The organism is Sulfitobacter sediminilitoris (assembly GCF_010667575.1).
Taxonomy (GTDB): Bacteria; Pseudomonadota; Alphaproteobacteria; order Rhodobacterales; family Rhodobacteraceae; genus Sulfitobacter; species Sulfitobacter sediminilitoris.
The window spans coordinates 34,714-48,781 of the sequence record NZ_JAABNT010000002.1 but is presented as its reverse complement, the minus strand read 5'-3'; the positions used below and the strand labels follow the sequence as shown (position 1 = coordinate 48,781).

General features: G+C 62.5%; 15 protein-coding genes. 14 read left to right on the top strand and 1 reads right to left on the bottom strand.

Annotated features, from left to right (window positions below):
• The first annotated feature begins 3 nt into the window (after nucleotides 1–3).
• From GV827_RS03125 to cobJ, 7 genes are read left to right on the top strand one after another with little or no spacing between them, the layout of a single operon-like run.
• Nucleotides 4–378 (top strand): DUF1636 family protein, encoded by a 375-nt coding sequence (locus GV827_RS03125; RefSeq protein ID WP_164352253.1) that lies wholly within the window; start codon nucleotides 4–6, stop codon nucleotides 376–378.
• On the top strand, nucleotides 375–1,409 hold the full coding sequence (gene cobW / locus GV827_RS03120) for a cobalamin biosynthesis protein CobW (protein ID WP_164352252.1): 1,035 nt from the start codon (nucleotides 375–377) through the stop codon (nucleotides 1,407–1,409). Before GV827_RS03125 ends, cobW begins: the two co-directional genes overlap by 4 nt.
• 6 nt (nucleotides 1,410–1,415) lie before the next feature.
• Nucleotides 1,416–4,670, top strand: coding sequence for a cobaltochelatase subunit CobN (gene cobN / locus GV827_RS03115; protein WP_164352251.1), 3,255 nt, complete (start codon nucleotides 1,416–1,418; stop codon nucleotides 4,668–4,670).
• A complete protein-coding gene (gene cobG, locus GV827_RS03110) occupies nucleotides 4,667–5,794 on the top strand; it encodes a precorrin-3B synthase (RefSeq protein ID WP_164352250.1) in 1,128 nt (375 codons plus the stop codon). Before cobN ends, cobG begins: the two co-directional genes overlap by 4 nt.
• On the top strand, nucleotides 5,795–6,424 hold the full coding sequence (locus GV827_RS03105; protein ID WP_164352249.1) for a precorrin-8X methylmutase: 630 nt from the start codon (nucleotides 5,795–5,797) through the stop codon (nucleotides 6,422–6,424). It abuts the gene before it with no gap.
• Nucleotides 6,425–6,427: 3 nt separating this feature from the next.
• A complete protein-coding gene (locus tag GV827_RS03100; RefSeq protein ID WP_164352248.1) occupies nucleotides 6,428–7,159 on the top strand; it encodes a precorrin-2 C(20)-methyltransferase in 732 nt (243 codons plus the stop codon).
• On the top strand, nucleotides 7,156–7,890 hold the full coding sequence (cobJ, locus tag GV827_RS03095) for a precorrin-3B C(17)-methyltransferase (protein ID WP_164352247.1): 735 nt from the start codon (nucleotides 7,156–7,158) through the stop codon (nucleotides 7,888–7,890). Before GV827_RS03100 ends, cobJ begins: the two co-directional genes overlap by 4 nt.
• On the opposite strand, the gene GV827_RS03090 is transcribed toward cobJ, so the two are convergent.
• Nucleotides 7,866–8,615 carry a cobalt-precorrin-6A reductase gene (locus tag GV827_RS03090; protein ID WP_164352676.1) on the bottom strand — a complete coding sequence of 250 codons (750 nt, stop codon included), beginning with the start codon at nucleotides 8,613–8,615 and terminating at the stop codon, nucleotides 7,866–7,868. The two genes, cobJ and GV827_RS03090, sit on opposite strands and share 25 nt — an antisense overlap.
• On the opposite strand from GV827_RS03090, the gene cbiE reads away from it, so the two are divergent.
• Genes cbiE through cobF form a run of 7 tightly spaced genes read left to right on the top strand, consistent with a single transcriptional unit; the run spans nucleotide 8,614 to nucleotide 14,051 of the window.
• Nucleotides 8,614–9,795 (top strand): precorrin-6y C5,15-methyltransferase (decarboxylating) subunit CbiE, encoded by a 1,182-nt coding sequence (cbiE, locus tag GV827_RS03085; protein ID WP_164352246.1) that lies wholly within the window; start codon nucleotides 8,614–8,616, stop codon nucleotides 9,793–9,795. The genes GV827_RS03090 and cbiE overlap by 2 nt on opposite strands.
• Nucleotides 9,792–10,160, top strand: coding sequence for a cobalamin biosynthesis protein (locus GV827_RS03080; RefSeq protein WP_164352245.1), 369 nt, complete (start codon nucleotides 9,792–9,794; stop codon nucleotides 10,158–10,160). Before cbiE ends, GV827_RS03080 begins: the two co-directional genes overlap by 4 nt.
• A gap of 14 nt (nucleotides 10,161–10,174) precedes the next feature.
• Complete coding sequence (gene cobM, locus GV827_RS03075; RefSeq protein WP_164352244.1) at nucleotides 10,175–10,960, top strand: precorrin-4 C(11)-methyltransferase; 786 nt, start codon at nucleotides 10,175–10,177, stop codon at nucleotides 10,958–10,960.
• Nucleotides 10,957–12,282: a cobyrinate a,c-diamide synthase gene (locus GV827_RS03070; protein ID WP_164352243.1), complete on the top strand. Its 1,326-nt coding sequence runs from the start codon at nucleotides 10,957–10,959 to the stop codon at nucleotides 12,280–12,282. The genes cobM and GV827_RS03070 overlap by 4 nt, the downstream gene beginning before the upstream one ends.
• Nucleotides 12,279–13,004, top strand: coding sequence for a uroporphyrinogen-III C-methyltransferase (cobA, locus tag GV827_RS03065; RefSeq protein ID WP_164352242.1), 726 nt, complete (start codon nucleotides 12,279–12,281; stop codon nucleotides 13,002–13,004). Before GV827_RS03070 ends, cobA begins: the two co-directional genes overlap by 4 nt.
• On the top strand, nucleotides 13,001–13,303 hold the full coding sequence (locus tag GV827_RS03060) for a DUF1636 family protein (RefSeq protein ID WP_164352241.1): 303 nt from the start codon (nucleotides 13,001–13,003) through the stop codon (nucleotides 13,301–13,303). The genes cobA and GV827_RS03060 overlap by 4 nt, the downstream gene beginning before the upstream one ends.
• 4 nt (nucleotides 13,304–13,307) lie before the next feature.
• Complete coding sequence (cobF, locus tag GV827_RS03055) at nucleotides 13,308–14,051, top strand: precorrin-6A synthase (deacetylating) (protein WP_164352240.1); 744 nt, start codon at nucleotides 13,308–13,310, stop codon at nucleotides 14,049–14,051.
• Nucleotides 14,052–14,068: the final 17 nt, after the last annotated feature.

Here is a 14,068-nt window from a genome sequence, read left to right as displayed (position 1 = left end):
GCGATGACAACGACCCTCTACGTCTGTCAGACCTGCAAAGCAGGCGAAGTCCACGAAGACGATGCCAACCGGCCCGGCGCGCGTCTGCACGCAGCGCTTGCGGCAATGGAGGCGCCCGAAGGTGTACAGGTGGTCGGCGTCAATTGCCTTTCAGCATGTTCGCAAGGTGCCGCCGTAGCTCTCTCGGCCCCAGGCAAATGGACCTATGTCTACGGGCGCATGACGCTTGACGATGCGCCCGATATCCTTGCCGGTGCCGCCGCCTATGCCGCCACGCCGGATGGGCTTGTCCCATGGCGCGAACGCGTCGTGCAATTTCGCAAGCAAAGCCTTGCGCGTATTCCCCCGTTTCAAATGCCGCTGGAGGCCGCCGAATGAATGACCTGAGCAAAATCCCTGTCACTGTGATCACCGGGTTTCTGGGGTCCGGCAAGACAACCCTGATCCGCCACCTTATGACCAACGCAGGCGGTCGCAAGCTGGCCGTTCTGGTCAATGAATTTGGCACCGTTGGCGTCGATGGCGACATCCTGAAAAGCTGCGCGATTGACGATTGCCCGGCGGAGAATATCGTGGAGCTGGCCAACGGCTGTATCTGCTGCACCGTTGCAGATGACTTCATCCCGACAATCGAAGCGCTGATGGAACTGCCCACCCGCCCCGATCATATCCTGATCGAAACCTCCGGTCTCGCCCTGCCCAAACCGCTGCTCAAGGCGTTCGACTGGCCCGCGATCCGCTCCAAGATCACCGTCGACGGCGTCATTGCACTGGCCGATGCCGAGGCTGTCGCCGCAGGCCGCTTTGCCGCCGACGAACATGCGGTGGACGAGCAGCGCAAGGCCGATGAAAGTCTTGACCACGAAACCCCACTTTCCGAGGTATTCGAGGACCAAATTTCCTGCGCCGACATCATCCTGATGTCCAAGGCCGACCTTGCCGGTGACGAGGGCTTGGGCCGCGCGCGCATGGTGATCGAAGCGGAAAGCCCCCGCAAGATCCCGATCCTGTCGATGAGCGAAGGCGTGATCGATCCTTCCGTTATTCTTGGCCTGAACGCCAAGGCCGAAGACGATCTGGCCGCGCGCCCCTCGCATCATGACGGGCATGACGATCACGAACATGATGATTTCGAGACCATCGTCGTGCCCATGCCCGAGATCGCGGACCCCGCCGCGCTGACCGCCGCGATCGAACGGCTGGCCAACGAACAGCATATCCTGCGCGTCAAGGGATACGTAGCCGTGGAAGGCAAGCCGATGCGGCTGCTGGTGCAGGCGGTCGGTGCGCGTGTGCGGCACCAGTACGACCGCCCATGGGGCGCTGATGCGCGTCAGGGACATCTGGTGGTCATTGCTGAACATGATCACATCGACACCGCCGCCATTCGCGCCGTTCTGGGTGCGTGATACGCCATGCATGTCGTCTTCCGCGAAAGCCACGGGCTAGAGGATAGCGAGACCCCCTATGATCCGGGTCAGACGCCCGCCGATCTGGTGGTGCTTTCGTTTTCCGACAGCGACCTTGGCGCTTTCGCGGCAGGCTGGCATCGTGGTGGCGGACCGGAGGGCAAGCTGCCCACGCTGCGCTTGTGCAACCTCACGGCCCTGCGCCATCCTGCAAGCGTCGACAACTACGTTGAACAGACTCTGACAGGGGCCAAGGGCATCCTCATCCGCCTTATCGGGGGCGAGAATTACTGGCCCTACGGCATCATGCAGGTGCAGGATTTCGCCCGCCGCAACGGCATCGCGCTGGCAGTTCTGCCTGCCGACGGCCGCGAGGATCCCTCGCTTGACGCCCATTCGACGCTGCCTGTCTCCACCCTTCGTCGCCTGTCGCACCTCTGTGATGCAGGCGGTGCGGTTGCTGCGCAGGCCGCACTGGCGCAACTCAGCCTTGCCGCCGGTTTCTACGCAGGCCCGGTAACAGGTACCAAGACCGTGCCCCCCTGTGGATACTACGATCCCGATCAGGGCATCGTCACCCTCTGCCCGCGCAGCTCGCTTGGTGACGCGCCACTCATCGCAGTTACCTTTTACCGCAGCTATCTGACCGCCGCCGATACCGCTCCGATTGACGCGCTGATCCGCGCACTGCGTGACCGGGGCTTTACCGCGATGGGCCTCTTCGTGCCCTCGCTCAAGGCCGAAGCCGCACGCACCTTCCTTGCCACCGCATTGCGGGATCATCCGCCTGCCGCAATCATCAATGCCACCGCTTTTTCGGGGCGTGGTGCGGATGGCGCATCGCCGCTCAACGCGCCTGATTGTCCGGTGTTTCAGGTCGCCCTGTCCACGGCCCGGAAAAAGGACTGGGCCACATCGGAACGCGGCCTGTCCCCTGCTGATCTTGCGATGCATGTCGTCCTGCCAGAAGTGGACGGTCGCATCTTTACCGGTGTCGTCAGCTTCAAGGCGCCGGAAAAGAAAGATCCGCATCTTCAGTATTCCCGCTTTTCCCACCGCGCCAATGCGCCGCGTATCAAGGCCGTGGTGGACCGTGTCGCAGGCTGGCACCGCCTTGCCGCGACACCGGTGGCGGACAAGAAACTTGCCCTTGTCCTGTCGACCTATCCGGGCCGCGCCGATCAGATTGCCCATGCCGTCGGACTGGATGCGCTCGCCTCGGCAGAGGATATGCTGCTGACGCTGGCGGGTGCGGGCTATGCCGTGACGCCCGAAATCGGCTTTGGGAAAACTCTGCCCCGGACGACCATTGCCTGGCCGATGAGTGCATACGAAGAGGCGCTCCGCACGCTCCCGGCGCAGCTTCAACAAGACCTGCACACGGCGTGGGGCGATCCAGCAAGCGACCCGCTGCACAAAGATGGGGCGTTTCACTTCCCCGCTCAATCCTGCGGAAATGCCCTTGTTGCGCTGCAACCCGAACGGGGTGCGATTGACCAGCGCGACACCGATTATCATGACCTTGCCCGCGTGCCGCGCCATTCCTACGTCGCCTTCTACCTCTGGCTGCGCACTCAAGGCATTCACGCCCTTGTTCACATCGGTGCCCACGGCACGCTCGAATGGCTACCCGGCAAATCCGTCGCCTTGTCGGACGACTGTTGGCCCGAAGCGCTGACCGCCGACTTGCCTGTCATCTATCCTTTCATCGTCAATGACCCCGGCGAAGCGGCACAGGCCAAACGCCGCATCGGCGCAATGACTCTTGGCCACCTGCCACCCCCGATGAAGGACAGCGCCACGCCAGACGGCCTGCTGCAACTTGAACGACTGCTCGACGAGTACTCCACCGCCGATGGCCTTGACCCCGCCCGCCGCGACCGGCTGATCGAAACCATCCGGTCCGAGGCACAGGCTGCAGGCGTCGAAGACGACCTTGGCCTCACCGCCGACAGCTGCATGGCCGAGGCTATCACGGCGATCGACCGCTTTGTCTGTGATATCAAGGAATCCCAGTACGGCGACGGGCTGCACACCTTTGGCGGAGGGCAGGGCGAGACGGAAGGGCTGCTGAACGCACTTTTAGGCAAACGTATCGAGGCAGGGCCAAGTGGCTCTCCTTACCGGGGCCGGTCAGACGTTTTACCTACGGGCCGTAACCTATTTGCCGTCGATCCGCGCAGCGTGCCAACACGTGCGGCGCATACCCAAGGCGTGAAGCTGGCCGAGGAACTTATCCGTCGCCATCTGCAGGACGAAGGCGACTATCCGCGCGGCCTTGTCGTTGATCTCTGGGGCTCTGCCACCATGCGCACGGCGGGCGAGGAAATCGCGATGGCCATGCACCTTGCCGGCCTCGCACCGAAATGGGACGACGGGTCCGAGCGCGTCAGCGGCTTTGAGATCCTGCCGCTTGCACTGATCAACCGTCCCCGCATCGACGTGACCCTGCGTATCTCCGGTCTGTTCCGTGATGTCTTCCCCGGTCTGTCGCAGCTTTTCGAGGCAGGCGCACTGGCGCTGGCCGAGCGTGAAGAAGCGCCTGACATGAACCCCTATGCCATCAAAACGCCACGCGTTTTCGGCCCCAAGCCGGGCCTTTACGGCATGAACATGGAAGCCGCGATGCTGGACTATTCCAGCGAGGGTCGTGCGGCCGCGGGCGAGGCTTGGCTGAAAGCCTCCGAATGGGCGATCGACGCCAAGGGCGAGGCAACGCAGAACCGCGCAGCACTTGAACAGCGTCTGCAAACCACGGACAGTTTTGCCCATATTCAGGACCTCACCGAATCCGACGTGCTGCTGGCGTCCGATTACGCCAGCCATGAGGGCGGGTTCGCCGCCGCGATGGCCCACCTTGGTGCATCGAAACTCAGCATGTACCACGTCGACACCACAAAACTGGGGTCGCCAAAGGCACGCACCATGGCCGAGGAAATCGCCCGTGTCGTCCGTGCCCGCGCTGCGAACCCCGACTGGGCCAGCGGCATGATGCGCCACGCCTTCCGGGGTGCTGCCGAAATCGCCGCGACCCTCGACAATCTCGCTGCTTTCGCGCATCTGACACGTGACGTGCCGGCCCATCTGTTCGACCTCTACTATGACGCAACCCTTGGCCGCGCCGATCTGGTGGAATTTATGGATCGTGAAAACCCCCAAGCTCTCGAAGAAATGCGCGCCCGCTTTGCTGCCCTGCGCGACGCGGGTCTTTGGACAACACGCCGCAATTCGATCAGCGCACAGATGGATGCCGCCGAATGACGGTGCCGCAGATCAAAGGGTATTGCCCGGGTGCCCTGCGCCCCATGCAATCGGGCGACGGCATTGTTGTGCGTATCCGTCCGTTTAACGGACGTCTGCGCCGTGCGCAGGCGGATGGCATCGCGACCCTTGCCGCCGCCCATGGAAATGGGATGATTGATCTGTCCAGCCGGGGAAATCTGCAAATAAGGGGCGTGACCGAAGCGACCTATCCCGCACTGATCGAAGGGCTGCGCCGCATGGGTCTGCTCGACCCTGACGAGGCCATAGAAAGCCGCCGGAACATCATCGTCACGCCCTTCTGGCAAACTGGGGGTGAGACCGAAGCACTGGCCCCCGCCCTGACAGAAGCCATCAGCGCAGCGGATGCCCCAGCAATTCCGGGGAAATTCGGTTTCGCCATAGACACGGGCCGCCAGCCGGTGCTCCAGACCGCCTCTGCCGACATTCGGCTGGAACGGGATGCGGGCGGTGGACTGATCCTGGTCGCGGACGGGTCGGACAAGGGCAAGGCTGTCTCCATCGAAACGATCATTGATGAAGCGATGGCGCTGGCCCGCTGGTTCATGGAAACCCGCACCGACCAGAACCGCATGGCGGCCTTGCTGCGCGATGGTGCCGCACTGCCCGCCGATCATTTTATCCCGCGCCAGAAACAGACCCATGTTCCGGCACCGGGGTACACGCCCCTTGGTGCTATGGTCGGGCTCGCCTTTGGGCAATTGCCCGTCAAAACGCTGGCAAGCCTTGCGAAACAAGGCGGTCTGCGCATGACACCGTGGCGTATGTTGCTGGTAGAAAGCGCCCGCGAACTGCCCGGTGTCGATGGCATCATCACCGACCCGAACGATCCGCTCTTGAGGGTCATCGCCTGCACGGGCGCACCGCGCTGCGCACAGGGACAGGCCAAGACACGCCCGCTTGCCCGGACCCTTGCGCTGCATTTGAAAGACGGGGCGTTTCTGCACGTTTCCGGCTGCGCCAAAGGCTGCGCACATCCCAAACCGACACATCTGACCGTAACGGCCACGCCAGACGGTCTGAACCTGATCCGCGATGGCCGCGCCGACGATGCGCCTGACCGCGCTGGCATGACACCCGAAGAAATTATCAAGGCTCTCTGAATGCCCCACACCTACATCACCGACGGCGCAGAGATTTACCGCCAGTCCTTTGCCACGATCCGGGCCGAGGCCAACCTTGCCCGGTTCACACCCGAAGAAGAGATCGTGACAGTCCGCATGATCCACGCCGCAGGCATGGTGGGGCTTGAAGAGCATGTGGAGTTTTCGGACGGCATGGCCATCGCCGCCCGTGCCGCGCTTGAGGACGGCGCGCCGATCCTGTGTGACGCCTACATGGTCAGCGAAGGGATCACCCGCAAACGGTTGCCCCGCGAAAACGAAGTTATCTGCACCCTGAGGGACCCACGTGTGCCCGACATGGCCAAGGCAATGAGCAACACGCGCTCAGCCGCGGCACTTGAACTCTGGCGGCCCAACCTCGGTGGCGCGGTCGTTGCCATCGGCAATGCGCCCACGGCCTTGTTCCACTTGCTGAACATGCTTGAGGATCCCACCTGCCCGCGTCCGGCTGCAATCATCGGCTGCCCGGTTGGTTTCATCGGGGCCGCCGAATCCAAGGAGGCGCTGATGCAGGACCTGCCTGTCCCGTCGATGATCGTCCGGGGGCGTCTGGGGGGATCCGCGATCACCGTCGCCGCCGTCAACGCGCTTGCCAGCAGGGTGGAATAGGTCATGGGCAAAATCATCTGTGCGGGCCTTGGCCCCGGTGACCCTGACCTGATCAGCGTCAAATCCGACCGCGTGATCCGAAGTGCAAAACATGTCGCCTTCTTTCGCAAGAAGGGCCGTGCAGGACAGGCGCGTACAATTGTAAAAGACCTGCTGCGCGACGACGCGATCGAGTATCCAATGGAATATCCTGTCACGACCGAATTGCATTTTGACAGCGAAGAATATCGCCAGTTGATGGTCGATTTCTATGAGGAATGGGCCGACAAGCTAGAAGCGCTTGCCAAGGACCATGACTTGGTCGTTCTGTGTGAAGGCGATCCGTTCTTCTATGGCTCGTTCATGCATCTGCATACTCGCTTGCAAGGCCGCGCCGAGGTTGAGGTGCTCCCGGCCATCCCCGGTATGGTTGGCTGCTGGAACGCCCTCGATATGCCTTACACCTGGGGCGATGACGTGATGACGGTTCTGATGGGCACGCTGCCCGAAGATGACCTTGTCGCCCACATGAAGGCCGCTGACGCGCTGGTGGTGATGAAGACCGGCCGTAATCTCCCGCGTGTGAAGCGGGCGTTGGAAAGGGCAGGCAAGTTGCAGGACGCCTGGCTGGTCGAAAAGGGCACGATGCGAGGACAGCGCATTGCAAAGCTTGCGGACGTTGCCGAAGACGATTGTCCTTATTTCGCTATCGTCCTTGTGCATGGGCAGGGCCGCAGGCCTGAGGCGGCCGAATGACCGGATGGGTGGCCATCGCGGGACTTGGGCCGGGCAACGAGGCCCTTGTCACGCCCGAAGTGACTGCGGCACTTGATCAGGCGACCGATATCATCGGCTATATCCCTTATGTCGCCCGCGTCGCCGAACGCCCCGGTCTTAACTTGCATCCCACGGACAACCGGGTTGAACTTGACCGCGCGTTGCACGCGCTTCAGCTCGCCGCCCAAGGGGCAAAGGTCGTTGTCGTATCTTCCGGTGATCCGGGCGTTTTCGCCATGGCCTCCGCCGTGTTCGAGGCGCTTGAACAGCATCTGGCGTTTCAGGAAACAGAAATTCGCGTCCTGCCCGGCATTACCGCGATGCTCGCCGCCGCCGCCGCCGCAGGTGCGCCATTGGGCCATGATTTCTGCGCGATCAACCTCAGCGATAATCTCAAGCCGTGGGAGTTGATCGAACATCGCCTGCGCATGGCGGCACGTGGCGACTTTGCGATGGCATTCTACAATCCACGTTCGAAATCCCGGCCTGAAGGCTTTGAAAAGACCCTGAAAATCCTGCGCGAGGAATGTGAACCTGAGCGCCTGATTATTTTCGCCCGCGCCGTCAGCACGCCTGATCAGATGCTCAATACCGTTGTCCTGTCAGAAGCCACGCCAGAAATGGCTGACATGCGTACGGTTGTGATCGTCGGCAATGCATCCACAAAACGTGTGGGGCGCTATGTCTATACGCCCCGATCCGCATCATGATCCAACCAGCGCATCACTTCCTCCGCATCCCTTGCGACACTGTTCCCCGGAAGCGCCGGACGCTTTGCCATCAACACAGGCAATCCCAAGGCCCGTGCGGCATCCAGCTTTGCCCGCGCCCCACGCCCGCCCCCGTTCTTTGCAACGACATGAGTGATCCGATGCGTCTCCATCAGCGCCCGGTCCGCGCTCACGTCAAACGGCCCGCGTTCGATCACAACGCTGCAATCAGGCAGGGGCAGTGCGTCCTTTGGTTCATCGACCAGCCGCAAGAGATAGTGATGCTGCGGTTTCACGGCAAAGAGGCCGATCTGCTGCTTGCCAATCGCCAGGAACACGCGCGACGGTTCGTCGGGCAGGGCCGCCGGAATGTCTTCGACGATGGGCAAAAGCGTCCAGTTGTCACCGCTCCCCGGCACCCATTCCGGGCGCTCCAGCCGAATAAGCGGCAGATTGATCTGCGCACAGGCCTCAAAGGCATTTCGGCTCATCCCGGCGGCAAAGGGGTGTGTCGCGTCAACGACATGCGTGATGCTTTCGCTGCGCAAATAGTCCATCAGACCGGCCACACCGCCAAAGCCGCCAAGCCGCATTGGCAAAGGCTGTGCCTTGGGCGCGTTCGTTCGTCCCGCGTAGGAGAACACGGCATCCACACCCGCCTTGGCGAGGGTTTCGGCCAAGCTGCTGGCCTCGGTTGTACCGCCGAGCAGAAGGATGCGCATGATGGGTGATCCTTGGTTGACGATCATCGGAATGGCCGACGATAGCGCGGCAAACCTGCCGCCTGCAAGTCGTGCAGCGATTGACGCGGCAGAGATGATCTTTGGCGGGCCACGGCACCTCGATCTGATTGGCGCGGGCGACAAGGGGCATCCTTGGCCGGTGCCCTTCTCCATCGACCCGGTGCTCGCCGCCAAAGGCCGCCCGACCGTGGTACTTGCCTCGGGGGATCCGTTCTGGTTCGGCGCAGGCGGCAGTCTTTCAGCGCACCTTGATCCCGCAGACTGGACTGTGCTGCCCGCCCCTTCGACCTTTTCGCTGGTGGCGGGTGCTTTGGGCTGGCGGCTTGAGGAAACGACGTGCCACGGGTTGCACGCGGCGCCTTTCGCCCGACTGCGCCGCGTCCTGTCCCCAAAGGGCCGCCTGATCTGCCTTGTCCGTGATGCAGACGTCCCTGCCGCGCTTGCCAGATGGCTGACGGATCAGGACGCCGGGGCAGCGGAGCTTTTTGTTTGCGAGCGTATGGGGGGCGCGCACCAGCGTATCCGAAACACTACCGCAGCCGGGTTCGACCTCACCGATGTCCAAGCGCCGGTTGCTGTTGCGATTGATCTCCCCGCCGATGTCGGCTTTTCGCGGGCGTCTGGCCTGCCGGATGACGCTTTCACCCATGACGGCCAGATCACCAAGCGCCCCGTGCGCGCGCTGACCCTCTCGGCACTCGCGCCACGAGCCGGGGAACACCTTTGGGATATTGGCGCAGGGTCGGGGTCCATATCTGTAGAATGGTGTCTTGCGCGTGGCCGCGCCACCGCCTTTGAGATCAGACCGGACCGCGCCGCCAACATCGCCCGCAACATCACGGATTTCGGCATCGACCACTTGATGCAGGTGGTCGAAGGCCCGTCGATTCAGAGCATTGAGGGCCATCCCCCGCCTGACGCCGTTTTCGTCGGTGGCGGCGGCACCGCAGAGCTGTTCGAGCGTCTGTTCAACTGTCTTCGCCCCGGCACGCGACTTGTCGCCAATGGTGTGACGCTGGAGACCGAGGCACTGCTCACCCAGCTTCACGCAGCGCATGGCGGTGAGCTTTTGCGCATAGAGCTGGCACAGGCCCAACCGCTCGGCGGTCTGCGCGGGTGGTCCCCGGCGCGACCTGTCGTGCAGTGGAGTGTCACGCTATGAGGGTTATGGGTCTGGGGTTCCGCGCGGCTGCCGATCTGTCCAGTTTGCAAGACGCCATGCGTCTGGCGCTCGAAGCAAGCGGCAGCCAGAAACCTAATGCGCTGGTCACAGAAAGCGCAAAGTCCCGTGAAAAAGTGTTCCGTGAATTCGCCCAATTGCTTGGCCTTCCCGGCCTTGGCATCACGAAAACAGACCTTGAACAGATGATCACGCCCACCCAATCCCAGCGCATTCAGGACAAGTTCGGCACCGGCTCGCTGGCCGAAGCCGCCGCTCTTGCTGCTGCGGGTCCGAACGCCCGGCTGGTTGCGGCGCGTGTCGTCTCGGGCGATGGTATGGCCACAGCCGCCATTGCGGAAAGCTGAAGGAATCAGACCCAATGACCGTCCATTTTATCGGTGCTGGCCCCGGTGCCCCTGACCTGATCACCCTGCGTGGCCGCGACCTGATCGCGGCGTGCCCGGTCTGCCTTTATGCCGGATCGCTGGTGCCTGAAGCCCTGCTCGCTCACTGCCCCGAGGGGGCAAAGATCGTGAACACGGCGCGCATGTCGCTGGACGAGATCATGGCCGAAATCAGCACCGCACACGCGGCAGGTCACGATGTGGCACGCCTCCATTCGGGCGATCTGTCGGTCTGGTCCGCCATGGGGGAGCAGTTGCGCCGCCTGCGCGAGCTGGACATCCCGTATGACGTGACGCCCGGCGTGCCGTCCTTCGCCGCCGCTGCCGCTGCGTTGAATGCGGAACTCACTTTGCCGGGTGTCGCCCAATCGGTCATCCTGACCCGCACATCTGGCCGTGCCACGGCGATGCCCGAGGGCGAGACCCTTGAGAATTTCGCCAGAACCGGTGCGACGCTTGCCATTCACCTGTCGGTCCATGTCCTTGACAAAGTCGTTGAGGAACTGACGCCACATTACGGCGCGGATTGCCCTGTTGCCGTGGTCTGGCGGGCCAGCTGGCCTGACCAACGCGTGGTCAAGGCAACGCTTGCGACCCTGCAAACCGCCATAGGCGAGGAAATGGAACGCACCGCGCTGATCCTTGTCGGCCATGCCATCGGTGCGGAAGACTTCGGTGAAAGCCGCCTATACGCTGGCGATTACGATCGTCGGTTCCGCCCCGTGGGGACATCACCTCGATTCCCGGAGACGGCCGAATGATCCCGCCCGGCCTGATGATATCAGCCCCGTCTTCGGGGACGGGAAAGACCACGCTGATGCTGGGTCTTCTCGCTGAATTTCGCGCACAGGGCATCAATGTGCAGCCCTTCAAAAGCGGACCTGATTATATCGACCCGGCCTTTCATACGGCCGCATCGGGCCGCGCGTCTTTCAATCTCGACAGTTGGTCGATGGACCTGCCATCCATCAGCGGGCTTGTCGGCAATGCAGATGGCGCGGACCTGATCCTTGCGGAAGGGTCGATGGGCCTATTCGATGGTGTCGCGATCCCCGGTGCTTACGGAAATGGTGCCAGCGCCGATATTGCCGCGCATATGGGGTGGCCAGTTGTGCTGGTGCTTGATGCATCGGGCGCGGCGCAATCCGTGGCGGCAATGGCATTGGGCTTCAAGACGTACCGGCCTGACGTAACCCTCGCCGGTGTGGTGCTGAACCGCGTCGCATCGCCCCGGCACGAGACGCTGATCCGCGTCGGGATGGAGCAGGTTGGCATCACGGTTCTAGGCGCGTTGCCGCGCCGGAAAGAGATCGAGTTGCCTGAACGCCATCTCGGCCTCGTGCAGGCTGGTGAGCAGGAAAACCTGCCCGAGATCCTGGCCGAGGCAGCGGCCTTTGTTGCAGCGCACGTCGATCTGGGTGCGCTGCGCGATGCGGCAACGGGCCATTTGCAGGATGCACCATCCCCGGCCAAAGTTGTCCCGCCGGGGCAGCGCATTGCGCTGGCGCAGGACGAAGCCTTTGCCTTTGTCTATCCGCACCTGCTGGCCGGATGGCGTGCAGCGGGGGCTGAGGTTCTTCCATATTCCCCTCTGGCTGATCAGGCGCCGGACGATCGCGCCGATGTCTGCTGGTTGCCGGGCGGATACCCTGAACTGCACGCGGGCAAGCTTGCCGCGGCAGAAACATTTCGCGATGGCATCCGCAGCTTTGCCCGCACGCGGCCCGTACATGGTGAATGCGGGGGCTATATGGCCATGGGCGCGGTGCTGGTCGACAAGGAAGGCACCCCGCACCAGATGGCCGGGTTGCTTGAGCTTGAGACGTCATTCGAAAAACGCAAGTTTCACCTTGGCTATCGCAAGGCCACGCTGAACGCACCGATACCGGGCTTCGATGAGGGCACCCGCCTGCGCGGTCACGAATTCCACTATGCGACGATCCTGACAGAACCGGATGCTCCGCTGGCAAAGATCACCGATAGCAACGATCAGGAAGTGTCAGAAACCGGGTCTGTGCGCACCTTCGAAGGTGGGGGACGTGCAACGGGCACGTTCTTTCACATGATCTCGGAGGGCGCATGAGCGGGTTTGTCTCATTCGTGTCATCGGGACCCGGCGACCCTGAGTTGCTGACGGTCAAGGCGGTGGATCGTATAAGGGCGGCTGAGGTGGTGTTGTTTGATGACCTCAGCGCAGGACCGATCCTTGAGCATGCCAACCCGGATGCGGACCTGATCGGTGTGGGCAAACGGGCGGGCAGGGCGTCTCCCAAACAGCATCATGTGTCTCAGGTTTTGGTCGATCATGCCAAGGCCGGTCTTCGGGTGGTGCGCCTGAAATCCGGTGACAGCGGCATGTTCGGTCGTCTTGAGGAGGAGATCACCGCCCTACAAAACGTTGGCATCCCGTTCGAGATCATTCCAGGCGTCACCTCTGCTTCGGCCGCTGCCGCGACGGCTGGTATCCCGCTGACGCGTCGCCTTACAGCACGGCGTGTGCAATTCATCACCGGGGCCGATGTGACCGGCGATCTGCCACCGGATGTGAACATGGCTGCACTGGCAGACCCAATGGCGACGACCGTGGTCTACATGGGCAAGCGCACGTTTCCCGGTCTGGTGCAAAAGCTGATCGAACACGGATTGCCCTCCAGCACCCCTGCGATGCTGGCAGAGGCTGTGTCGACGCCTGCCGAGAAGGTCACGCGCCACACGATTGCAACCCTTGCCGCCCACCTTGAAAGTACGACCAGCACGACCCCGGCCCTGATCTTTTACGGGCCTCTGGCGGAGCTGGAGGGATGAAAATGTTCGTTTGCCAGACTTGTACCGAAGACGGTGCCATCGTCGATGTGCTGCGTGACGGCCTGCGTGATGTCGAGGTCGAAGCCGTCAGTTGCATGTCCGGCTGCAAGCGTCCGCAGACCGTGGCCTTCCGCGAGGCGGGCAAGGTGGCCTATCTCTTTGGCGACGTGTCGGAGGCTGATCTGCCCGATTTGCAGGCCTTTGTGGATCATTACGCACGCTCGCCCGACGGCACGTTCGAGGATGCCCGCGTGATCGGCAATCTGCGAACCAAGGCCATTGCGCGGATACCGGGGTAGAGCGATGCATCTGACGCTTATCGGTATTGGAACCGGCAATCCTGAGCACCTCACGCTTCAGGCAATTCGTGCGATCAATGCGCAGGATCTAATCCTGATCCCGGAAAAAGGGGAGGGGAAAGCAGATCTGGCCGAGCTGCGCCGAACGATTTGTGATGACGTGCTGACAAATCCTGAAACACGGATCGTCGCATTCGATTTACCTGTGCGGGACGAGGCGACGGCCGACTACCGCCAACGTGTCGATGACTGGCACGATGCCATCGCCCTCGCTTGGCAGGACGCGATGGCGACGCATCCGGCGGCGCAAAAGGTTGCGCTTCTGGTCTGGGGCGACCCATCGCTATATGACAGCACACTTCGCATCGCCGCGCGGCTGAACCCGGCCCCGCAGATCGAGGTGATCCCGGGCATAACCTCGTTGCAGGCGCTGACGGCGGCCCACGCGATCCCGATCAACGAGATCGGCGCACCCTTTACGGTGACCACGGGCAGGCGATTGCGCGATGATGGCTGGCCCCCGGGCGTCGATACGATTGCTGTGATGCTGGACGGCACCTGTGCGTTTCAAACCTTGCCGCCTGACGGGTATCACATCTGGTGGGGCGGCTATGTCGGCATGGAGGAACAGATCATCTGTGAAGGGCCGCTGGCCGAGGTCAGCGCGCAGATCTTGAAAATGCGGGCGGAAGCACGTGAAAATCACGGGTGGATCATGGATATCTACGTGCTGCGCAAAGAAAAATAACGCCTGTCCCCGCGGGG